The organism is Pseudomonas yamanorum (genome assembly GCF_900105735.1).
Taxonomy (GTDB): Bacteria; Pseudomonadota; Gammaproteobacteria; order Pseudomonadales; family Pseudomonadaceae; genus Aquipseudomonas; species Aquipseudomonas yamanorum.
This window is the reverse complement of the sequence record NZ_LT629793.1, coordinates 5,956,225-5,978,647: the sequence shown is the minus strand read 5'-3', so window position 1 is coordinate 5,978,647 and position 22,423 is coordinate 5,956,225. Positions and strand designations below refer to the sequence as shown.

Genomic DNA, 22,423 nt, shown 5'->3' with positions numbered 1-22,423 from the left:
CGCGAATCCTTCTCGCAAACTTGTAAAACGCCGCCGTTATGCCTAGCTTATGCGCCCTCCGCTCTGTACTCTCAGGCCTTCCCCCATGGTTTTGCGTCTTCGCCCCGCTGTTCCTTCACATTTCGCCCTCGGCCTGTTGCTCAGCACAGGCATCGGTAGCAGCCAGGCGGCTGATATCGAGCTGTCGGAGGTGAAGGTCCAGGGCCAGGATGAATCCGGCTATAACAGCGACACTGCGTCGGTGGGCGGTTTCAATGAGGCGCCGCTGCTCGACACGCCGGCCTCGATCGCGGTGTTCAACGAGTCGCTGATCAAGGATCAACAGGCGCGCTTGCTCAGCGAAGTGCTGCGCAATGACGCCTCGGTGGGCGACAGCTATGCACCCATCGGCTACTACGAAAACTTCGTGGTGCGCGGCTTCTCGCTGAATGCCGCCAGCAGCTACAAGATCAATGGCCGCACCATCACCGGCGAGCAGAACGTTGCCCTGGAGAACAAGCAGCGCGTGGAGTTGCTCAAGGGATTGTCGGGCCTGCAAAGCGGGATCTCCGAGCCCAGCGGCGTGATCAATTACGTGACCAAGCGTCCGGAAGATGTGCGCTCGGTGACGGTGTCCACCGATGATCGCGGCAGCGGCTACCTGGCCACCGACGTGGGCGGCTGGTTTGGCAGCGAGCAGCAGTTCGGCCTGCGCGCGAACGTGGCCCATGAAGACCTCAACGCTTATGTCGAACATGCCAATGGCCACCGGGATTTCCTGTCCCTGGCCTTCGACTGGAACATCAGCCCCGACGCGGTATTGCAGCTGGATGCCGAGTATCAGAACAAGCAGCAGCGCTCGGTGCCGGGTTATCAATTGCTGGGCGGGACCGAGGTGCCGCACGACGCGTCACCGAAAAAACTGCTGGGGCATCAGAGCGGTGCGAATCAGGTAGGGATCGATTCGCTGAACCTCAATGGCAAGTTTGAGTACCGCTTCAATGACCAATGGAAAGGCAGCGTGAGCGCGGCGCGCAGCAAGGTGGTGATTGATGATTACAGTTCGTTTGCGTGGGGTGGCGACACTGCGGGCAACGGCAATTACTTCAGCCCGGAAGGCGACTATGGCATTTACGACTTCCGCAGCCCGGATGACACCCGCCGCGATGATGAAATTCAGGCGGCGATGACCGGGTTGTTTGATACCGGTGGGCTGGGGCATGAGCTGACGTTTGGTACGAGCGCGTTTCGCCGAGTCGTGGACAATCGTGTACCGATCAATCAATGGATCGGCACGGGCAATATCAATCAGGAGCCGGAAAACTTCCCGCGCTACGACGGCGAACTCAACCCCAGCCACCGTCGCCTGGACAGCCGCCAGTACGGCCTGTTCCTGACTGACACCATACGTTTCAATGAACAATGGCAGACCGTGCTGGGTGGCCGTGAGGTACGTCTCGACGAGCGCGCCTACGATACCAACGGTGATGAATCGCGCCATACCCAGCAATACATGTTCCTGCCCCAGGCAGCGCTGATCTACAAGCCGATTGAAAACCTGTCGCTCTATACCAGCTACAGCAAGGGTTTGTCTCTGGGCGGCACGGCGCCGTGGTACGCCCTCAACAACCTCGACACCCTTGCCCCAACCGTCTCCCGCCAAATCGAAGCCGGTGTGAAATACGACTGGCGCCGCATCAGCTTCGCAGCCGCGATCTTCCAGACTCGCCAGGCCTATCAATACGCCAAACCCGACGACGCGGGTGCGTTCACCTACGTGCAACAAGGCCAACAGAAAAACACCGGCCTGGAGTTATCCGCCAACGGCTGGGCCACCGAGCGCTTGCAGATCGCCGCCAGCGTCGCGGCCATCCGTGCACGAGTGTCGGGCAGCGGCACACCGGAATACGAAGGCCATCAGGCGATCAACGTGCCGAAACTGCGCGCCAGCCTGTATGCCGACTACGCCCTGCCCTGGGTCGACGGCCTGGCGTTGCTCGGCGGTGTGCAATACAGCGCCAACAAGTACGCCAATCGCACCGGTGATGTGGAAGTGGGCGACTACGCCATCGTCAACGTGGGCAGCCGCTACACCACAAAGCTCGATGGCTATGAAACGGTGTTTCGCCTGAGCGTCGACAACCTGTTCGACAAGCGTTACTGGCGTGATGCCGGTGAATACATGGGCGATGACTATCTGTTCCAGGGCGCGCCGTTGACCGCACGCTTGAGTGCAACGGTCAACTTCTGACGGTACGCGGGATCGCCAGGCATAGCGCCGCCAAGGCGCACACCAACAGGGTCCAGCCCAACTGCTGGGCCCAGGCCGCCACGGTCAACCCCGCACCGATCACCAGGTAATACAGCAAACCGAACAAGGCACCGGCGGTGCCGAGGCGGTCGCGATAAGCCGTCAGCGCTGCCCCCAGCACATTGGGAATCGCCATCCCGAAGGCCATGACCACCAACAGCATCGGCAACACGAACAGCCAACGCTCCTGCAACAGCACCACCATCACGCTGCCCACTAACATCACGCCACCGGCTGCCAGCACCAGCTGTTCGCTGCCGGCCCCGCGCTTGAGCAACCCCTTGTTGAGCCAGGCCCCAAGCCCCGATCCCAACGCCAGCAGTACGCCGCTATAGCCGAACTGCTCGGCAGACAATCCCAGGCGCTGGAAAACAAACGGCCCCAGGCTGTAATAACTGAACAGCGCGATATTGAAGACCGCGACCAGCCCCACCGAACGCCACAGGGCCGCATCCTTGAGCATCAGGCCCAGGGTGCCACGCAACGAGGCCGTGGGCAGCGAGGCCGGGCGGGTTTCCGGCAATGCCCACAGGCACCAGGCCAATAACGTTAGCGCCAGCAGCAACAAGCCTGTGAGCACCCCGCGATAGCCAAAGTGCTGCACGAGGCCCGCGCCGGTGAACAGGCCAATCGCGGGGCTGGCCGCCAGGGCAATGCCCACGACTGAAAACACCTGCGCCAGTTCGGCGCCGCTGAAGCGGTCGCGCAGCACGGTTTGCGTCACCACCGACCCTACCGCCGCACCAAACGCCGCCAGCGCCTGGGCCAGCAACAAGCCGTTGAACGAGCGCACGCCCAAGGCCAGCGCCATGGCTACGCCGTAAAGGGCCAACCCGGCCAGCATCACCGGGCGCCGACCAAAGCGGTCGCACAACCGGCCCCACACCACCACCCCAAACGCGAAGGCGAGAAAGTACACCGACAAGGTCTGCCCCGCAGCCTCAGGCCCTACCGCAAACGCCTGGCCAATATCCGCCAGCGCGGGGCTGTACAGGGTTTGTCCGATCTGCGGGAACATCAACAATGCCACCGCCAGCACCAGCAATTTTTTCAACATCATCGAAAGGCTCTTCCCGGTAAACAGGCCAGGGAGTCTAAACAGCGCTGGCTGGCGTATTATCCAGACTCTGACACGTTATCAATGAAATCGGACATTCCATGGCATGGCTTGCGGCGCAGACACCGTTCAATCCCGACCGCTTCGACGCACCCGTGGTGGGCATCGCCGCCCTGCTGGGTGATCACGACTCCGGTGTACATCAGCATCAGCGCGGGCAATTGCTGTTCACCCAACAGGGCTGCACGCGCATTACCCTGGCCAACCAGCTGTGCTTGTTGCCGCCCACTCGGGCAGCGTGGATTCCCGGCGGTGTGCCGCACCGGGCAGTGATGCAACAGACCGTGGATTATCGTTCGGTGTACTTCAGCCCGAAATTGGCCGGACAGTTGCCGGCACAGGTGCGGGTGATTGAGGTGAGTGCACTGCTGCGGGCGGTGCTGGAGCCAATGGCAATGGCGGCGTTCGACACCGATTGGCAACAGGGCAAATATGCGCATTTGCTGGCGCTGTGCTTGAGTGAAATCCGCGAGGCGGTCGAGCAACCGCTGCTGCTGCCCCTGCCCACGGACAAACGCCTGGCGCCGTTATTGGAGAACCTCGACGCGCTGCCGCCGGAGCTGCAAGCCTTGCAACACCAGGTGGCCGCCAGCGGCAAAACCATCGGCCGGATCTTCCTGCGGGAAACCGGCATGGGCTATCAGCAATGGCGTCAACAGTGGCGCTTGATGCGCGCCATCGAGTTGCTCGCCACCGGGCGCAGTCTCGGGTACTGCGCCTTTGAGTTGGGCTTTGCCAGTGACAGTGCGCTGATTGCCTTCTTCAAGGCCATGACTGGCACCACGCCCCGGGGTTACTTCAAGTGAATGCCGATTGGCTATAACCCGGTGGGAGCGGTCGAGCTTTAGCGAGGCCGCGATGGCGGTGGATCGGCTTCGTTGATCGTTCCCGCGCTCTGCGTGGGAATGCATCCCGTGACGCTCCGCGTCACCAATGCGCAAGACTTGAGCCTTGCATCGCCCGCTGGACGCAGAGCGTCCGGGGCGGCATTCCCACGCAGAGCGCGGGAACGATCAGTCATCCCGGCGTCTTTTGAGGTTATTTAGGCATCTTGCGAAAGCCCACCGCCAGACGGTTCCAGCTGTTGATGGTGGCGATCGCCACGCTCAGGTCGACTTGCTCTTGCGGGCTGAAGTGGGCAGCCAGTTCGGTGAAGTCTGCATCCGGTGCGTGGGTCTGGCTGAGCAGGGTCAGGCTTTCGGCCCAGGCCAGCGCGGCACGTTCACGGGGCGTGAAGAACGGCGTTTCACGCCAGGCCGACACGGTGTACAGGCGGCGCTCGGTCTCGCCACCCTTGCGGGCGTCGGCGGTGTGCATGTCGAGGCAGAAGGCGCAGCCGTTGATCTGCGATACGCGCAGGCGAATCAACTCCAGCAGCGGCAGTTCGATGGACAGTTTGCCGACGGCGGCCTCCAGGGCGAGCATGGCTTTCATGGCGTCCGGGGAGGCGGTGTAGAAGTCGGTACGAGTTTGCATGGTGATACTCCAGAACAGTGGGGATTGGTGTCTAGAGTAGTGAGGCGGGTGCGTTGGACAAATAGCCAATCCGGGGAAAGATCAGGTAGCCAATGGGACCAATCCTGACGATCACCCCGGCCCTGTGCCTTCGCCACGGAATGCACTGGGGCTCAGCCCGGTCCAGCGCTTGAACGCCCGCCGAAAACTGCGCACATCGCTGTAGCCGACTTCCTCGGTGATCCGTTCGATGGACAACCCCGGGTTGCTCAACAACCCCATGGTCCGTGCCCTGCGCACCTGTTCCAGCAAGCCTTCGAACGTCAGCCCGTGCTCGGTCAGGCGCCGGCGCAAGGTACGCCCGCTCATGTTCAAGTCACTGGCGACCTTTTCTAGCTGGCTGCCCTGCAAATCCCGGGAAATCGCGCGCTCCACCGCCTGGATCAAATCCATTTTCTGATGCAGTTGCGCACTTTCCAGCTCCAGCAATTCCAGGGCCTGGCGCAGGGCCAGGGCGTGGTGATTGGGCAGGCGCACGTCCAGCCACTGGCTGGCCAGGACCATGCGGTTATGCAGGCAGCCGAAGCGCACATCGGCGCCAAACAGCTGGTGATAGTCGGCGACGTAGGTGGGCGCAGCGTGGATAAATTCGACCCGCAGCGGCATGAAACCCTCGCCCACCAGCGCCCGGCCATACACCATCAGGCTCGCAAAGAACTCCTCCGCGGCGAACACCTGGACCTCGGCATACGGCAGCAGGCATTCGATATCGACGAACACTTCCTGGGGGCCCTCATGGGTGCGCGAAGTGGCGATACCGCCGGAGGTGTGCTGATGACGCTCCCCTATGGCAAACGCATCGCGCAACGTCTTGCACAGTGAAATCACATGGCCGAGCAGGCCCAAGGTGCCGAGTACATTCTGATGGCCTACCCACAGGCCCAGCCCCTGGTCAGGCAATACCTTGAGTGCACGCTGGATCATCGCTACCGCCTGGCGATAGGAAATCCGTTGGGCCGGGTCGTCCAGATCGGCCAGGGTAAATCCCAGGCCACGGCACAGGTGCTCGGCACTCGCGCCCTTGTGCGCGACCACTTGTCCGAGGGTTTGCAGCAGAAATGGCGAGACCAGGGCCAGGTCATAGTGCGGATCAACGGCTTTCCTTTGCATGGGTGTTCGATTCCCGACTGAGTGCTTCAGTTCTTGTTTTGGAAACATCCTGACAATCATAGGCGCTTGCAAGAACTGCTGCACTCTGGATGAAAGCTGTCCGCCAAAGTCCCCCTATGTGGCCGCCAATACCCTGCCCCGCTGGCCGTTGAGGGCTTATTTGTATAGGTAGCGTCGCCCTAACAATAATAATGAGCCCAGACATGAACACGACCCGTGCGTTTTACCCCGTGCAACTCGCCCTGTTGGCCCTCATCAGCCTGCCGGCCCTGGCCACCGAAGGCGGCGTCGACAACATCGGCCCCGGCACCGATGGCTTCTACATCCTGCCGCTGGACGTGAACAACCTGCCCGACCACATGTTCGCCTTCAATATTTACTACAACCATTACGAAGCCAAGAAGCTCGATATCAGCTCGTTGGGTGGCAAGGTGTCGGACGTGAAGATCAAGTCCGACGCGATCATCCCGCGCCTGGATTACCTCAGCCCACTGCGGGTATTCGGCGGGCGCCTGGGCGGCTACATCGCCCAGCCGTACCTGAAGCAACAGGTGTCGCTGTTCGGCATGTCCGACACCCGGGAAAGCATGGGCGACACCACCGTGGCGCCGATCATCCTCTGGGACCTGGGCAAAAACCTGACGGTGGGCACCGCCCTGGAAATCACCCTGCCCACCGGTGAGTACGACGCCACGCGCCTGGCCAATACCAGCAACAATTTCTACACCTACAAGCCGTTGGTGTCGGCGACCTGGTTGCCCAACGACCGTACCGAGCTGTCGATCAAGACCACCTACAGCTTCAACAAGGAAAACCCCGACACTCATTACCGTTCGGGGCAGATTTTTCACTTCGACTACTCGGCCAGCTACAAGGTGACGGATAACCTCAGCCTTGGGCTCAACGGTTATTACCTCAAGCAGACCACCGACGATAAGCAGTACGGGCATACCGTGGTGAACATCTATGGCGAAGATGTGGATGACGGGGTCAAGGGCCAGGTGTTTGCGATCGGTCCGGCGGTGTATTTCACCTTCCTCAAGTACGCGAGTGCCGAGGTGCGCTGGGCCAAGGAGTTTGATGTGCAGAACCGGCCGGAAGGCGACATGTTGTGGGCGAAGTTGACGATTCCGTTTGCCTTGTAAACCCGGTTGAACATGTGGGAGCTGGCTTGCCTGCGATAGCATCACCTCGGTATCACTGAAAAACCGAGTTGCCTGCATCGCAGGCAAGCCAGCTCCCACATGTTGATCGGGGTTTCTTCAGGTGTAGACCGGCCAGGTATCGACGATTTTCCCGCCCCGCACCGCCAGCAAATCCCCGAATTGCAACAACACAAACTCGCTCTGGGTCGGGCGCAGGAACACCTGATCTTCCACGTTCAGCCCCACCTTGGGCGAGCCGTTGACCATTTCCTGATTGGAGCTGCGCCCGTACAGGTCATTACTCTGCAAGCCTTTGGGCGATTCAAACTCGGCCATCCAGTTACCCCCATAAATAAAAAACGTGGCGCGCTGATTCGCATCCCACCACGAGAACAACCGCGATTTGCCATCCAGCGCCGGGATATCCACCGGCCCGGTGCTTTTCAACACGGGCGTGGCGATAAAGGCCGCCGGCACATGCTCGCTCAGCGACGGCAAGTCATAGTGCGTCGGCTTGAGCAACGCGGTGCCCACCGACACCTCGCTGCTGAGCTTTTCCTGCTCGTGAATGCGATAACTCGGGCTGCCCGCCGTGTTCAACGTCAGGCCGTCCCGCCACAGCGGCGCAAAGTGCTGGCGGGTGTAATCCACATAGCCGTTGTAGCGCTGCATGACCTTGTCGAACAGGTCCTGGGGCGAGCCGAGAATCCCCGGCACGCCCATGCCCACGAACGGGTCGTAGCCCATAAACCCGGCGAACTCCAGCTGCTGCGGATGCGCGCTGATCATCGTCAGCATCTGCCCCAGCACCGCGTTGTCGCTGATGCCGCCGCGATGCAGGCCCACATCCAGCTCGATATTGACCCGCAGTTTCGTGCCCAACCCCTGGGCCAGCGCCAGGTATTGCTGCAGCCGCTCGGGCGTGTCCAGCAGCCATTGCAACTGGCGGGACGGGTCGAACGGCCCCTTGTGGGTTTGGTAAAACAGCTCGGCCGAGCGCACCGGCAACGGCTTGCCCAGCAGGATGTCAGCGTCGGGAAAGACCTGGGCGTCGTGGTTCAGAAATGGCTGGTGAAACGACATCAGGCGCTGGGTGCCGGCACGCTTGGCGATGTAGGCCAGCAGCCCCGGCGACGGCAGGGATTTCTCCACCAGCCGCAGGTGTTTGCCGCCGCGCTGCACCGACTGCATGACCACGTCGATGTTGTGGTCCAGCTTGTCCAGGTCGATCAGCATCACCGGGCGCATCGGCCCATGGGCCTTGAGTTCCTGGTTGAGGCTGCGGAAATACTCGGTGTACGGGCTGCCCCGGTCGCCGGGCCTGAGCAAAATCGCACCACCCACCAGCAACACGCCGGTGCCGAGCATGAAATGTCTGCGGTTCATCAGGCCACTCCCAAAATTGATGACAGGTGCGCATTGAGAAATTTGCCGCTGGGGTCCAGCTCGCGGCGCACCCGGGTGAATTCCTCCCAGCGCGAATACAGCGGCTGCAAGGTGCGCGCGTTAAGGGTGTGCAATTTGCCCCAGTGCGGACGGCCGGCGTATTTCCAGAAGATCGGCTCCACGGCGGCGAAGAAGTTGTGGTGGTCCATGGTGTAGTGCTGGTGCACGGAAATCGAACAGCTGTCGCGGCCCTCGAACATGCTCAGCGGAATGTCATCGGCCTTGACGTAGCGGTACTCGATGGGAAACCAGGTACGCAGGTCCTTGTCGTTGATCAGCTTGAGGATTTCCCGCAGGCAGGCCGGGCCGTGTTCGGCGGGCACCGAGTATTCCATCTCGTTGAAACGCACGTTGCGCACGTTGGCGTACACCTGAAACGACTCGGCCACGCGGTCATCGAAGCTGGCGAAAAAGCGCAGGCTGTTAAGCAAGGTACGGCGGGCGTCGGGGAAATCGCTGCCGTATTTGTCGAGTTTCTCGATGATCGACACAAACTCGTTGCCGCCCGCCTCGGCCGGGTCGATGGGCGGGGTTTCGGGGTCGGTGGTTTCATTCAGGGCGATGGACAAGGCGTAGTCGGAATGGGTCACCACGAGCATTTCCCAGTGCTGGTTTTCCCGGGTGTTTTTCCCCACGTCTTCCAGCAGTTCTTCGGTCTTGGCGATCCACTGGCGCTCTCGCAGGCGGTAAGGCGCGCGGTTTTGCAGGCGGATTTGAGTGGCCACGCCCAGGGCGCCGAGGGACACCCGGGCGGCGCTGAACACCTCGGGGTGGCGCTTGGCGTCGCACTCCAGCACCTCACCCTGGGCGGTCACCAGTTGCAGGCCGGTGACGCAACCGGAGTAAGAGGTGAAGCCCACGCCCGTGCCGTGGGTCGAGGTGGAGATCGCCCCGGCCAGGGTCTGGTAGTCGATATCCGCCATGTTCGGCAGCGCCTGGCCAACGTCCTTCAACGCCTGGCCCATGCGCGACATCGGCGTGCCGGCGGCGAAGGTGGCCTGCAAGGTGTGCGGGTCGTGATCCAGCAAACCATTGAAGTAACTCAGGGACAGCAACGTGCCGTCGGTGGGCACCAGCGCACTGAACGAATGGCCCGAGCCCACCGGCCGCACCTTACCCGGCGCCTGGCCGATGACCTGCACCAGTTCATCAAGATTCTTCGGCGCCAGCCGCGCCAGGGGCAGACAGGTTTGTGCCCCTGACCAATTGCGCCAGGGAATCAGCCGCGGTGCCCGGGCCAACTGTGCCAGCACCGGGTTACTGGTCAATGCCATGAACGCGCCGGCTACCGCGCCGCGCTGCAATAATTCTCGCCGTGAAAGCGCCATCGCCTACCCCGTTATTCTTATTGGATGTGTTGACCCGACATAAAACTGATCAGCCCCAGGAATTGCTCTTCGGAGCACTGCACGCACAGGCCCATCGGGGGCATGCCGTTATAGCCGTTGATGGTGTGGTCCAGCAGGGTGTCCGGGCCCTGGGCGATGCGCGGGCTCCAGGCCGGGCCGTCACCGGTGAGCGGCGCACCGGAGGCCGGGTTGGCGTGGCACAGCTTGCAACTGGTGTCGTAGACCTGGGCCAGGGCTGCGTCGCCGGGCATGGCATTGGCCGCCGTGGCACGTTCGGGGGGATGTTTCGGTTTGTCGTCACAGGCTGTCAGCAGGCAGGTCACGGCCAGCAGCAGACTGATGCGACGGGGGTTGATTGCCCGCATAGCCACCTTCTCTCTTATTGTGTGAAAGCGTGATCCACACTAAGGCAGCCAGGGCGCGGCGTTGAGGGTATTGGGGGACAGAAAGGGGGGCTTGGGCGGACAGTTGATTGAGCCGCAACGCCGATCAAATGTGGGAGCGGGCTTGCTCGCGAATGCGGTGTGTCAGCCACCAAATTTTTAACTGATACACCGCATTCGCGAGCAAGCCCGCTCCCACCGTTAGAATCGAGGTGGGCTTAGAAGGCTATACCGACCTTGAACCCATACTCGTCACGCTTGAGCTTGGTGTTGTCGGCCACGTACGAGTCGCCATCGAGCTTGTACTCGGTGCGGGTGTAGTACAGGCCCGCCATCACCGGCAGGTCGCCTTTCTGGTTCATCAGCAGGCTGACTTCGGCGTACGGGTTGGTGCGGTCCTTGAGGTCCACGGTGTCGCTGCCGATGCCGTCGACCTTGAGCTTGGCGCGGCCGTCGATGGTGCGGCGGGCACCCAGTTCAACGCGCATGGTCATGTCATCGAACTGGTGGTTGTAGCCCAGGGCCGCCTTGGCGAACGGCGATTTGTTGGTGAGTTTCATGTCGTAGTCGCCCGAGTCCGGCTCGTAGCGGGTCCAGCTGTAGCCGCCGCCCACCAGCACGTCGACGAAGTTGCGCGCATCCAGCGCGGCACGCCAGCCGAGGTCGAGGTCGGCCTGGCCTTCCTTGAGCTTGTTGTCGCTTTTTTCACCGTACTTGGCTTCGATACCGGCCTGGTAGATAAAGCCGGATTCAGCCGTCAGCTTGTTGCCGAAGTTGTAGAACAGGCCGGCTTCGGGCATGTGGTCCTTGTCGCTCTGGCTACCGCCTTCGAGTTTGAAGTCGTTGTAGCTGCCGAGGATACCGAAGGTGGAAATCGGGTCGGTCGGCGCTGCGGCGAACACCACACCCGGTGCAGCAATCAGGGCCAGGACCGAGGAATTCTTGAGGATTTTTCCGAATAGTTTGGACATCGTTTTACGTCTCCATTGTAGGTGGCAAATTATTCAGGAAACGCTTCGAACCCTCGTTTTGGCGAAAGGTTCGAATTATTTTGCACCTTTTTTCGAAGTAAAACGGTTCAGCGATGGCTCTATATCAGCCCTCTTGGACAGGGACCAGCAAACGACCGAGCATTGGCCGCAACTGTGGATGCTCCGGCAGGCGAATGCCAAAGCTGGCTTGCAGCAGCGTCAGCAGCTCGTCCACATCCTCGATGACACGCTTCTCGCTGGCACGGCCCAGGTGGTGAATCGCGTACTGGCCGTTGTTCAGTGTGCGGCGAAATCCCGGGCCGATGAGTGCGACTTTCAACTGGCTGAGGAACGACGAGTCCGGGTGGGTAGAGACGTACCAGTTGCCGATTTCGTAGTCGATGCGTGACTGCAACTGCAGGTCGAATACATACAGCCCGCGCCACTCCCCCGCCACCTGCGCCCACAAGGTGTAGCTGCCCTCGTTCAGGCTCAGGCGATAGGGTTCATGGGCCGTGGCCTGGGTGGCGTCGGTGTCCAGTTGCAACGGGCTGGTGGGCACCATGCCACCAAAGCCCACATCGCTGATGTAACGCACGCCATCCAGGGTCACCAGGCTCAGGCGGTGGGTGCGCCCAGTCAGCGCATCGGGCGGCCCGCCCATCACCACGCGACCGGTGATGCCCCGCGCGTCGAAGCCCAACTCCTGCAACAAGGCCAGGAACATCTGGTTCAGCTCATAGCAATAACCCCCCCGCCCGTCGAACAGGACTTTGTGCTCAACGCTCGGCAAATCGATGGGTACAGGCACGCGCAGCAAGGTCGACAGGTTTTCAAACGCGAAGGTACTGACGTGGCGCAACTGCAAATCCTGCAGGGTTTGCAAGGTGGGCGGTGGCGGCGTGTCGTAGCCCAAACGTTGCAGGTAGAGGCGGCTGTGGGTCAGCTCAGGCATGACGCAATCCTTGAGTCGGTGGCGAAGGCTCCACTAATACCCTGACGGCCGTTGTTTGCCAATTGTGATTTGAATCAAATGCAAGCCCTCGGATGCATAAACTTTCTGAACCTTTCTGAACCGATTTATATCCATTCAAAACAAGACAGGGAGGCATCATGAGTACCGCAATGATCTACACCATCCACTACTTGCTACACGGCGAACCAAAAACCTTTGTGGTGCGTGCCGAGGTCATGAACAACGCCGAAGCGTGGCATTGGGCGGCCGTTGACGCCGACATTGCCCACGTGGGGCGGATAGGCCGGCCGGGCCATGAGCGGGTGAAAAAGACCACTCGGCCCTGGGCGGAGAAGTTCGGCATCACTGAGGTGACCTGGGTAGCTCCGAAACGGCTTGGCTGAGGAAAGAAAGCCCCGCTCGACGGCGTAATGCTGTTCACTTAAGCATTTGAGCCCACGCCGGGCTTCCTAGAAAATCCGATACCAGACCTCTGGCATCGGATTTTTTATGTCTGTTCAACAGGACCTGCTTGACCTCGGCGACCTTTTCAACTTCTGCGACCTGAGCACCTTTACCCAAAATATTCCCATTGAGTGGGTAGCGTCTGCGCTGGATCTTTCCAGTCAGGCCACCATTCGCCGGCGTCGCCTGCCCGCTGATCAAGTGCTTTGGTTGGTACTGGGGATGGCGCTATTTCGAGATGAGCCGGTTCACGAAGTGGCCAGACGTTTGAACATCTGCGCCCAAGGCCTGGCTTCTGACCACTTGTTGGCCCGCAGCGGTGTGACCGAGGCGCGAAAGCGGCTCGGTGCCGATCCTGTTGAGTGGCTGTTTCGCAAGACCGGTACTCAATGGGGGGCGGAGCGCTACGACGATGATGCCTGGCACGACCTGCAGGTATTCGCGGTGGACGGTGCACTTTTACGCACTCCGGATACGCCCGAGCTGCGAGATCACTTTGGATCGGGAAACACCCCGAGTGAGCGCCAGACACCGTTTCCCATGCTGCGCCTGGTGGCGCTGATGAATGTGCGTTCGCATGTGATCCTGGATGCTCAATTGAGCCCTTACCGACGCAGTGAAATGCGCTTGGCCGACGAGTTTTTGCAGCAGATTCCCGACCACTCAGTGACGCTGTTCGACAAAGGGTTCTGGGGCGCCGAGCTACTGTCGAGTTTGAGCCGTTCGGGCACCCACCGTCATTGGTTGATCCCGGCAAAAAAAGGACTGGTCTGTGAGGAAGTGGCCCGTTACAGCGTGCATGACCGTTTGGTGCGCATGAAAGTCTCACCGCAGGCCAGAAAGCGAAATCCGGTCCTTCCATCGCACTGGGAGGTACGTGAAGTCAGCTATGAAATACAAGGCAAAGTGAAGACCGTCATGACGTCCTTGCCGGCCGAGACCTACAACACCAAGGCCGTTGCCAAGCTTTATCAGGAACGCTGGGAGATCGAGCTGGGCTTCAGGGACATCAAGAGTTCGATGCAACAGAACGCTATGACCTTGCGCAGCAAAAAAGTCGAGCTGATTTATCAGGAGGTGTGGGGACTTTTGCTGGCTTACAACGTAATTCGTCGGGAAGCCAGTCAGGCAGCGGTGGCGTTTGGCCGAGCGCCCTCGGACATCCGTTTCAAACCGGCTTGTCAGTACATCGCGGTGCAATTGATTGTGATGGCTGCGGCCAACCCGATTTCAGCGACAGGGAGACGATTGGCAGAGTTAAGGGCAGGTATCGGAGGATTGTTTCTGGATCACCGTCCAAGGCCTTCGAGGCCAAGGACGGTGAAGATCTCAAAAACCCGATTTCCAGTAGACCGTAAGGCTGCTCCGCTTAAGTGAACAGCATTACGCTCGACGGCGGGGCTTGTTTCACTTCTTCAGATCACCGAGGGGATCATAGGCCGGCTTCTTGCCGGTTTTTTCTGGCTTGTCCAACGGGGCAATGGCAGGGCCTACCGGGTCGACCTGCGGGTCGGCGACGTCCGGGGAATCGGGATCGAAGCCCAATTCGTCCTTGCCGCTGGAGTGCTCCGATGAATGCGGGCCGCTTGTACTGTTAGTCATAGCTGTCTCCTTGACGCGCCTGGTTTACAACGGGCGGGCCTTATCGTGCAGGTTTTCCAGGTCTTCTTCGACCTGCTCTTCGTCGTCTTGCCGTTCGGCGGGATCGTTGGGGCGCAGGGCGTCGTTGTCACGTTCCTCTTCGCCTGGGGTGCGGTCGGGGTTGGGTGTGCCGGGCGGCTGTTGCTGGTACCGGGTCATGGTTCACCTCGCTTGGGGGTCGGTTGCCTACAGGGGTTAGAGAAATTGCGCTGATCCATCGTTCAACCTGATTACCGTCACTCCGACGGGCGAAGCATGAGAAGATGCCGGCCGACGCTATACCCTTACTCAGCCCATGGAGACTGCACCCGGATGTTTGAGCTCAAACCCTGCGACCCGATTACCTTTCGCCAGCAGACCCGCCGTAGCACGCTGATTGTCGCGGGGCTGTTTGTGGTGTTGGCGATGGTGCTTTCCAGCTTGGCGGTGATGGTGTTTGGTGAGCCTGGGGGGGATAACTTTCGCTTTAATGTGGGCGGGGTGTTTGCCGGGGTGTTGATTACCGTGGGGTTGGTGCGGGGGCCGTTCTGGAGCCAGGCGTGGCTGGCGCCGGCGGTGTATGGGTGGCAGCTCAAGCGCAGTTTGATGAGTGTGACGAATGTGATGCACAAGGTGACTGACGGGGTGAAGGTGAATGATCCGGTGGCGATCAAGTTGCTGCGGTTTTATCACCTTGGGTTGATGCAGATGCACGAACTGGACGCTAATTCGAGTTCTCAGGCGCAGTTGGTGCGGGAGGTTGATGAGCATCTGGAGAAGATGCGGGGGTTGGGGATTGAGCCTGACCAGACGCGGTTGGATCCGGGGTGGGTTGAGGCTGTTAAGGCTCGCTGATTGGGGTGTGCATATCCGTTGCTGCGGTAACGGCCGCTTATGGTTCCGCTCTTACAGCGGCTCACTTTTGAACAGCGCAAAAGTAAGCAAAACGCTCTTGCCCCACCACTCGGCACCTCGCCCAGGCTCGGTGTGCCCTCACTCCGGCTTTGGACCGTGGGCCGCCGCGATGGGCCATCCTTGGCCCAGCGCGGCTAACCCGGCGTCCTGCCGGGTTACCCACGCTCCAAAGCCTGCGTTCGGCCAGCGTGGTTTAACGGGGCGCCTAAGATCAAGATCAAAAGCAGATCAAGGGCACAGCGGCCTACCGGCCGGCTTGAGTGTGGTGAAGCAAAATCAAAAGCTAAAGCGGGCACGGTCAAATGTGGGAGCTGGCTTGCCTGCGATGGCATCACCTCGGTGTGTCTGATGTACCGAGTTGTCTGCATCGCAGGCAAGCCAGCTCCCACAGAAAAACAGAGCCATCCCGCCCGTAGCAGCTGTCGAGCGCCAGCGAGGCTGCGTGCTTTTGATCTGCTTTTGATTTTGAAGTGACCCGCTGTAAGAGCGGAACCATAAGTGGCCGTTACCGCAGCAACGGATATGTACACAGTCAATCACTCCGGCAACGGAATCACCCGCAACGGCCGCACCGACTTATAAGAAAAACTCGAATAAATCTCCTTAACACACGGCAAGCTCTGCAACACCTCCCGGGCAAACTCCCCAAACGACTCCAGATCCTTCGCCACCACTTCCAACAAAAAATCATACCGCCCCGAAACGTTATGACACGCCACAATCTCGGGAATCTCCAGCAACCGTTGCTCAAACGCCCGGGCAACTTCGCGGGAGTGCGTGTCCATCATGATGCTGACAAACGCCGTCACCCCATACCCCAGCGCCTTGGGTGACAGGATCGCCTGATAACCCCCAATCACCCCGCTGTCCTCGAGGTTCTTCACCCGCCGCCAACACGGCGAAGTGGTCAGCGACACCCGCTCCGCCAACTCCGCCACCGTCAACCGCGCATTGCCCTGCAAGGCGTTTAAAAGTGCCTTGTCAGTCCGATCCAGATGAATGGGCATATCTTGCCTCAAAACGTCATTTTTATTGTTTTTCATCCCAATCTACCGGGTTTTCTCAGCAAACTATGGAACGTTCGGCCGCCGTTATAAGCATAGCATTGTAGGAAATAAGGAGCGTCCGACCATGAAAAATAAACACAATACGTTCGGCTTTTCCACCCGTGCCATCCATCACGGCTACGACCCACAGGACCACCACGGCGCCCTCGTGCCACCCATCTATCTATCGGCCACCTTCGCCTTCCCCACCGCCGAATACGGTGCCGCCTGCTTTGCCGGTGAAGAGAACGGACACTTCTACACCCGCATCTCCAACCCCACCCTGGCCCTGCTGGAATCGCGCATGGCCACCCTGGAAAACGGCGAAGCCGCCGTGGCCTTCAGCTCCGGCATGGGCGCGATTGCCGCGACGTTCTGGACCCTGCTGCGCCCCGGTGACGAAATCATCGTCAGCCAGACTCTTTACGGCTGCACCTTCGCCCTGTTGCATCACGGCATCGGCGAGTTCGGCATCAAGGTGCGCCACGTCGACCTCACCGACCTGGCCGCCCTGCGCGAGGCCATCAACCCGGCCACACGCATGATCTATTTCGAGACCCCGGCCAACCCCAACCTGCAACTGGTGGATATCACCGCCGTCGCCGAAATCGCCCACCAACAACCCGGCATCACCGTGGTGGTGGACAACACCTACTGCACGCCCTACCTGCAACGCCCGCTGGAAATGGGCGCCGACGTGGTGGTGCACTCGGCCACCAAATACCTCAGCGGCCACGGCGATATCACCGCCGGCATCGCCGTCAGCAGCCAGGCCCTGGCCCAGCGCATTCGTCTGCAAGGGCTCAAGGACCTGACCGGCGCGGTGATGTCGCCCCAGGACGCGGCCCTGTTGATGCGCGGCCTCAAGACCCTGGCCCTGCGCATGGACCGTCATTGCAGCAACGCCCTGGCCATCGCCGAAGCCTTGCAGGCCCATCCCTTGGTGGAATGGGTGACCTACCCCGGCCTGAGCTCCTTCCCCCAATACGAATTGGCCGCCCGGCAGATGAAACAATCCGGCGGCATGATCGCGTTTGAACTCAAGGGCGGCATCGAGATGGGCCGACGGTTCATGAACGCCCTCAAGCTGTTCACCCGGGCGGTGAGCCTGGGGGACGCCGAGTCACTGGCCCAGCACCCGGCCAGCATGACCCACTCCACCTACACCCCGGAACAACGCGTCCACCACGGGATTTCCGAAGGGTTGGTGCGGCTCTCGGCGGGTCTTGAGGATGTCGCCGATCTGTTGGTGGACGTTGAGCAGGCACTGCACGCCTGTGCCCTGAAACCGAAATCCAGGGTTGTGCAGCAAAACGTTCATCACGCTTGAGGTAAATTCACACGCAGGCGCGACGTTTACCAATAGCCCGGCCTGAAAAGGTCGGGCTTTTCCCGTTGCGCCCCGCACTGCAAAAAATTTGATCCATTCATTGGCCCGTTTGCGAAAGCCTGTACTAGCATACGAGGCGGCAGTCATGGAGATCACTGCCCTGTACGCCGCCCTCCTTGAAACTCATGGATGAAATGATGAACTCACACCTGTTCCCCCACATTGGCAAAGTCATCGCCAGCACCGGCAGCCGACATTTCCCGCGCATGCTGCATGACCTGATCCTCACCCAACTGGCAGTCGACGCCACGCACATCACCCAAATGCCCGTGAGTCCAAGGGAACGCGCCCCGCGCAAGGCCGGCAGTTCGCGAATGCTGGGGATCAGCCCGGTGTACACCGACACGGTGCCGGGACTCGACGAAGCCCAGGCCGCCGCACAGTTGCACCTGACCCGGCGCAAGGATGACGTCAGCTACGTGCTGTCGGTGTATCGCTCGAACCCCTCGGAAAGCTTTTCCCAGCAGGAACGGATCATCCTGCAAGACTTCTCCTCGTTGCTGCTGCCGATGGTTGAAAAGCACATCAGCGCCCTGCAACCCTGCGGCCCCGACAGTGAAGCGCCGCAGCAACCAGGCATCGACACCTTGCGCCGGCGCTTTGAAGAACGCCTCGCGCAATCGGGGCTGGCCCTGTCCAGCCGTGAGCTGGAGGTATGCGTGGGGTTGCTGGCCGGGCGTACCGCCCCGGAACTGGCGGAGCAGTTGGCGCTGAAGTTCAACACCATCGAGAGCTACCTCAAGCGGGCGGCGATCAAGATGGGCATCAGTGGCCGGCATTCGTTGATGCGGTGGATGTACGCCACAGAAGAAAACGCAACGTTCTAGAACACCGCAGGACAAATGTGGGAGCGGGCTTGCCCGCGATGGCGGTGTGTCAGCCAGCATATCTATAAGCTGACATACCGCCATCGCAGGCAAGCCCGCTCCCACATTTTGATCATCTATCCAGATTAATCCCGGGCCAGGGCTTCGATCGGATCCAAACGCGCCGCATTCCGCGCCGGCACAAACCCGAACACAATCCCGATCAGCGTCGAACACGCAAACGCCGTCACCACAGACCCCAGGGAAAACACCATTTCCCACTCTTTCACAAACAACGAAAACAGATAGCCAATGGCGAATGACAGCGAGATGCCAATCATCCCGCCAATCAGGCAGACCATCACCGCTTCCACCAGGAACTGCTGGCGAATATCCGATTGCCGTGCGCCCACTGCCATGCGAATCCCGATCTCACGGGTGCGCTCAGTCACCGACACCAGCATGATATTCATCACCCCGATGCCCCCCACCAACAACGAAATCACCGCGATCAACGACAGCAGCAACGCCAGGGAACGGCTGGTTTTCTGCACCGTCTGCATGATGCTGTCGAGGTTGTTGGTAAAGAAATCCTTGGTGCCGTGGCGCTGCAACATCAGCTTGGTGACGTTCTCTTCCACCACCTTGCTCGGCTGGCCGTCCTTGATGCGCACGGTGATGCTGTCCAGATGACGCTGGCCCAACAGCCGCCCCGCTGCCGTCTCATACGGCACCCACACGTTCAACGCCTTGCTGGCGGCGAACATGTTTTTGTTGTCCGCCGTCACCCCGATCACCGTGCACGGCAGGCTGCCCACCAGGATCACCTGGCCCAACGGATCCACCCCGGGCCCGAACAACCGATGGCGCGTGTTGTGGTCGATCACCACCACCTGGGCCTGGCGCCGGGCGTCGCTTTCGCTGAAGGTAATCCCGGCTTCGAGCTTCAGGCCCTTGACCTGGAAGTAGCGGTCGCTGACGCCATTGACCTGGGCATCCAGGTCGATGTTGCCGTAGCGCAATAACAGGTTGCGCCCCACCACCGGCGTGGCGCTGTCGACGTAATACAGCTGGTTCAGCGCCTCCACATCCGACGGCAACAATGTCTCGATGGCCGAGGCGCGGCTGTCACCAAAACTCTTGCCGGGAAAGATGTCGATGGTGTTGCTGCCAATGGCCTGGATGTCCTTGAGCACATAGCGCTTGGCGCCTTCGCCGATGGCCGAGATCGACACCACCGAGGTGATGCCGATGACGATGCCAAGCATAGTCAGCAAGGTGCGCATGCGATGGGAAATCAGCGCCACCCAGGCCATGTTGAAGGCCTCTTTGAACAGCCCGAGGCTCGCCACCAACTTGCGCGCACCGCTGCGCTTGGGCTCGATGGGGGCTTCGGTGGGCAGGTCGAGGCCGACGCTCTCATTGGCGCGGTCACTGACGATCTCGCCATCGCGCACCTCAATGATCCGCTGGGCATTGGCCGCGACTTTCGGGTCATGGGTGACGATGATCACCGTGTGCCCGGCGGCATGCAGCTCGGCCAGGATGCGCATCACCTCCTTGCCGCTATGGGTGTCGAGGGCGCCGGTGGGTTCGTCGGCGAGGATCACTTCCCCGCCGTTCATCAAGGCCCTGGCGATACTCACCCGCTGTTGCTGGCCGCCGGAAAGCTGGCTCGGCCGATGGGTCAAATGCCCCGACAAACCCAGTCGCGCCAGCAATTCCCCTGCCCGACTATGCCTGGCGGTTTCCGGCGTACCGGCATAAATCGCCGGCATTTCCACGTTGTGCAACGCGCTCAAGTGCGCCAGCAAGTGGTAACGCTGAAAGATAAAACCGAAGTAGTCGCGGCGCAGTTCGGCCAGTTGCTCATCCCCCAGGGTGCGGGTTTCGATGCCATTGATCTTGTAGCTGCCGGCGGTGGCGTAGTCGAGGCCGCCGAGGATGTTCATCAGGGTCGATTTACCCGAGCCCGAGGCCCCGGTGATCGCCACCATTTCCCCGGCATGGATGGTCAGGTCGATGCCCTTGAGGGCAATGAATTCGCGGTCACCGGCCATGAAACTGCGCACGATGCCTTTAAGCTCCAGCAGTGGCTGAGTCATCAATCAGCCCCCCGCCACGGCGGGCGATGGATCGCCGATCACCACCTTGTCGCCTTCGGCCAGGCCATCGAGGATCTGCACCTTGACGTTGTTGTTGATGCCGGTCTGCACCTGCCGCGTGTTGGCCTTGCCCTTGGCGTCCAGCACCCGTACCGGGAAGCTGCCGTCGGCATTACGCGGGCCGAGTGCGGCCACCGGCACGGTCAGTGCGGCCTTGGCGGTGTCGAGCACGATGCGCACCTGGGCGGTCATGGCGATGCGCAGGCGGTGGTCGGGGTTGGGTACGTCGAACAGCGCGTTATAGAACACCGCGGTGTTTTGTTTGGGGGTGCCGGCGGTCTGAGTTTCAAGGAAGTTTTGCGGGGCGGGTTCAGTGCCGCGCAGTTTGGCGTAGTAGCGTTTGTCGGCCTCGCCGAGGATGGTGAAGTACACCTGCTGGCCGGGGCTGATGTGGATCACGTCGGCCTCGGAGACCTGGGCCTTGACGGTCATAGTGTCGAGGTCGGCGAGCTTGAGCAGGACCGGTGCCAGTTGGCTGGCGATCACGGTCTGGCCTTCCTGGGTGACGATGCCCACCACGTCGCCGTCGATTGGCGCGACGATGCGGGTGTAGGCCAGGTTGATCTTGGCGGTGTCGATCTGGATGTGGGCGCTTTTGATCTGGGCGTCGAGGGACATCAGGTTGGCACGTTGCACTTCGTAGTTGGATTCGGCGGTTTCGAAGTCCTGGCGGGACACGGATTCGTCCTCTTGCAGGCCCTGGTAGCGCTCGTAGACGGATTTGGTTTCCTTGAGTTGAGCCGCGGTGGCGCGGCGTTGGGCCTGGAGGTTTTCTTCGTCGACCTCGGCTTTGCGCAGGGTGTTTTGCAGGATCAACGGGTCGATTTCGGCGAGCCATTGGCCTTTCTTGACCTTGTCGCCGACCTTTACCTTCAAGGACTTGAGCTGGCCGGAGACCTGGGCGCCGACGTCGACCTGTTTGACGCCTTCGAGCAAGCCGGTGGCCAGGACGGCGTTTTCGATGTCACTGCGTTCGGCGGTGGCGGTCAGGTATTGCGGTGCGTCTGCCGGGGCCTGCACGGTGTAGATAATCAGGCCCGCTGCGACGGTCAACACCAGGGCCAATCCTGCTTTTCGATACTTTGACTTTTCCATAAATGACCATAAGAGGTGTTGAAATGGGTCCGGCTTTTGGCTCGGAGTACATATCCGTTTTTTTGATAACGGCTGATATTGGTTCCGCTCTTACAGCGGCTCACTTTTGAAAAGCGCAAAAGTAAGCAAAACGCTCTTGCCCCACCACTCGGCACCTCGCCTAGGCTCGGTGTGCCCTCACTCCGGCTTTGGAGCGTGGGCCGCCGTCATGGGCCATCCTTGGCCCAGGACGGCTAACCCGGCGTCCTGCCGGGTTACCCACGCTCCAAAGCCTGCGTTCGGCCAGCGTGGTTTAACGGGGCGCCTAAGATCAAAATCAAGATCAACAGCAAGAGCACAGCGGCCTACCGGCCGGCTTGAGTGTTTAAAAGCCAAATCAAAAGCCAAAGCGGGCACGGTCAAATGTGGGAGCTGGCTTGCCTGCGATGGCATCACCTCGGTCTGCCTGATACACCGAGGTGTCTGCATCGCAGGCAAGCCAGCTCCTACAAAAAAGCAGCTTTTGCCTTTGCTTCTAACACTCAGGTCGGCTTTCAGGCCGCCGTGCTCTTGCTGTTGATCTGGCTTTTGATCTTGATCTGCGGGCCCCGTTAACCACGATGGCCGCAAGCAGGCACGGTGGAGCGGGTAAATCGGCAAG

At 60.6% G+C, this 22,423-nt stretch carries 21 protein-coding genes; 8 read left to right on the top strand and 13 right to left on the bottom strand.

The window, feature by feature from the left end; translation table 11 throughout:
• Positions 1 to 85 precede the first annotated feature (85 nt).
• Positions 86 to 2,230, top strand: a complete 2,145-nt coding sequence (locus tag BLU46_RS27950) for a TonB-dependent siderophore receptor (RefSeq protein WP_093208234.1) — start codon at positions 86 to 88, stop codon at positions 2,228 to 2,230.
• Here BLU46_RS27950 and BLU46_RS27945 read toward each other — a convergent pair.
• The gene (locus BLU46_RS27945; protein WP_093208231.1) at positions 2,220 to 3,350 is read right to left on the bottom strand and encodes an MFS transporter; all 1,131 of its coding nucleotides are present in this window, start codon (positions 3,348 to 3,350) and stop codon (positions 2,220 to 2,222) included. The two genes, BLU46_RS27950 and BLU46_RS27945, sit on opposite strands and share 11 nt — an antisense overlap.
• Positions 3,351 to 3,448: 98 nt before the next feature.
• Here BLU46_RS27945 and BLU46_RS27940 point away from each other — a divergent pair, with 98 nt between their 5' ends.
• Positions 3,449 to 4,213 (top strand): AraC family transcriptional regulator, encoded by a 765-nt coding sequence (locus BLU46_RS27940; RefSeq protein WP_093208229.1) that lies wholly within the window; start codon positions 3,449 to 3,451, stop codon positions 4,211 to 4,213.
• A 232-nt stretch (positions 4,214 to 4,445) separates the two neighbouring features.
• Here the strand turns inward: BLU46_RS27940 and BLU46_RS27935 are convergent, their stop codons facing one another.
• Positions 4,446 to 4,883 (bottom strand): carboxymuconolactone decarboxylase family protein, encoded by a 438-nt coding sequence (locus BLU46_RS27935; RefSeq protein ID WP_093208226.1) that lies wholly within the window; start codon positions 4,881 to 4,883, stop codon positions 4,446 to 4,448.
• A gap of 111 nt (positions 4,884 to 4,994) precedes the next feature.
• Positions 4,995 to 6,032, bottom strand: coding sequence for an AraC family transcriptional regulator (locus BLU46_RS27930; RefSeq protein ID WP_063028829.1), 1,038 nt, complete (start codon positions 6,030 to 6,032; stop codon positions 4,995 to 4,997).
• A 203-nt stretch (positions 6,033 to 6,235) separates the two neighbouring features.
• Between BLU46_RS27930 and BLU46_RS27925 the strand changes: the two genes are divergently transcribed.
• Entirely contained in the window at positions 6,236 to 7,177 is a 942-nt protein-coding gene (locus tag BLU46_RS27925; RefSeq protein WP_093208223.1) for a SphA family protein, read from the top strand.
• Between the two features lie 117 nt (positions 7,178 to 7,294).
• Here the strand turns inward: BLU46_RS27925 and BLU46_RS27920 are convergent, their stop codons facing one another.
• The 5 genes from BLU46_RS27920 to BLU46_RS27900 all read right to left on the bottom strand — a co-directional run bounded on the left by BLU46_RS27920 (position 7,295) and on the right by BLU46_RS27900 (position 12,281).
• Positions 7,295 to 8,563 (bottom strand): DSD1 family PLP-dependent enzyme, encoded by a 1,269-nt coding sequence (locus BLU46_RS27920; protein WP_093208220.1) that lies wholly within the window; start codon positions 8,561 to 8,563, stop codon positions 7,295 to 7,297.
• Positions 8,563 to 9,891 (bottom strand): D-arabinono-1,4-lactone oxidase, encoded by a 1,329-nt coding sequence (locus tag BLU46_RS27915; protein ID WP_172834607.1) that lies wholly within the window; start codon positions 9,889 to 9,891, stop codon positions 8,563 to 8,565. Before BLU46_RS27915 ends, BLU46_RS27920 begins: the two co-directional genes overlap by 1 nt.
• Before the next feature lie 77 nt (positions 9,892 to 9,968).
• Entirely contained in the window at positions 9,969 to 10,337 is a 369-nt protein-coding gene (locus tag BLU46_RS27910) for a c-type cytochrome (RefSeq protein WP_063028825.1), read from the bottom strand.
• 236 nt (positions 10,338 to 10,573) lie between these two features.
• Entirely contained in the window at positions 10,574 to 11,326 is a 753-nt protein-coding gene (locus BLU46_RS27905) for an outer membrane beta-barrel protein (protein ID WP_063028823.1), read from the bottom strand.
• Positions 11,327 to 11,450: 124 nt separating this feature from the next.
• Positions 11,451 to 12,281, bottom strand: a complete 831-nt coding sequence (locus BLU46_RS27900) for an arylamine N-acetyltransferase family protein (RefSeq protein WP_093208214.1) — start codon at positions 12,279 to 12,281, stop codon at positions 11,451 to 11,453.
• A 158-nt stretch (positions 12,282 to 12,439) separates the two neighbouring features.
• Between BLU46_RS27900 and BLU46_RS27895 the strand changes: the two genes are divergently transcribed.
• Positions 12,440 to 12,685 (top strand): DUF6555 family protein, encoded by a 246-nt coding sequence (locus tag BLU46_RS27895; protein ID WP_063028819.1) that lies wholly within the window; start codon positions 12,440 to 12,442, stop codon positions 12,683 to 12,685.
• Between the two features lie 106 nt (positions 12,686 to 12,791).
• A complete protein-coding gene (locus BLU46_RS27890) occupies positions 12,792 to 14,123 on the top strand; it encodes an IS4 family transposase (protein WP_093197129.1) in 1,332 nt (443 codons plus the stop codon).
• Positions 14,124 to 14,153: 30 nt separating this feature from the next.
• On the opposite strand, the gene BLU46_RS27885 is transcribed toward BLU46_RS27890, so the two are convergent.
• Complete coding sequence (locus BLU46_RS27885; RefSeq protein ID WP_063028817.1) at positions 14,154 to 14,348, bottom strand: DUF6021 family protein; 195 nt, start codon at positions 14,346 to 14,348, stop codon at positions 14,154 to 14,156.
• A gap of 24 nt (positions 14,349 to 14,372) precedes the next feature.
• On the bottom strand, positions 14,373 to 14,546 hold the full coding sequence (locus BLU46_RS33105) for a hypothetical protein (protein ID WP_008430128.1): 174 nt from the start codon (positions 14,544 to 14,546) through the stop codon (positions 14,373 to 14,375).
• Positions 14,547 to 14,699: 153 nt separating this feature from the next.
• Between BLU46_RS33105 and BLU46_RS27880 the strand changes: the two genes are divergently transcribed.
• Entirely contained in the window at positions 14,700 to 15,221 is a 522-nt protein-coding gene (locus tag BLU46_RS27880) for a DUF3087 family protein (protein WP_063028815.1), read from the top strand.
• Between the two features lie 596 nt (positions 15,222 to 15,817).
• On the opposite strand, the gene BLU46_RS27865 is transcribed toward BLU46_RS27880, so the two are convergent.
• Complete coding sequence (locus BLU46_RS27865; protein ID WP_063028813.1) at positions 15,818 to 16,288, bottom strand: Lrp/AsnC family transcriptional regulator; 471 nt, start codon at positions 16,286 to 16,288, stop codon at positions 15,818 to 15,820.
• 124 nt (positions 16,289 to 16,412) lie between these two features.
• Here BLU46_RS27865 and BLU46_RS27860 point away from each other — a divergent pair, with 124 nt between their 5' ends.
• Positions 16,413 to 17,657 (top strand): methionine gamma-lyase, encoded by a 1,245-nt coding sequence (locus tag BLU46_RS27860; protein WP_093208206.1) that lies wholly within the window; start codon positions 16,413 to 16,415, stop codon positions 17,655 to 17,657.
• A 185-nt stretch (positions 17,658 to 17,842) separates the two neighbouring features.
• Entirely contained in the window at positions 17,843 to 18,544 is a 702-nt protein-coding gene (locus BLU46_RS27855) for a helix-turn-helix transcriptional regulator (RefSeq protein WP_093208203.1), read from the top strand.
• 125 nt (positions 18,545 to 18,669) lie between these two features.
• On the opposite strand, the gene BLU46_RS27850 is transcribed toward BLU46_RS27855, so the two are convergent.
• Both BLU46_RS27850 and macA read right to left on the bottom strand, forming a co-directional pair.
• Positions 18,670 to 20,628 (bottom strand): MacB family efflux pump subunit, encoded by a 1,959-nt coding sequence (locus BLU46_RS27850; protein ID WP_063028807.1) that lies wholly within the window; start codon positions 20,626 to 20,628, stop codon positions 18,670 to 18,672.
• Positions 20,629 to 20,631: 3 nt separating this feature from the next.
• Positions 20,632 to 21,783 carry a macrolide transporter subunit MacA gene (gene macA / locus BLU46_RS27845; protein WP_063028805.1) on the bottom strand — a complete coding sequence of 384 codons (1,152 nt, stop codon included), beginning with the start codon at positions 21,781 to 21,783 and terminating at the stop codon, positions 20,632 to 20,634.
• Positions 21,784 to 22,423: the final 640 nt, after the last annotated feature.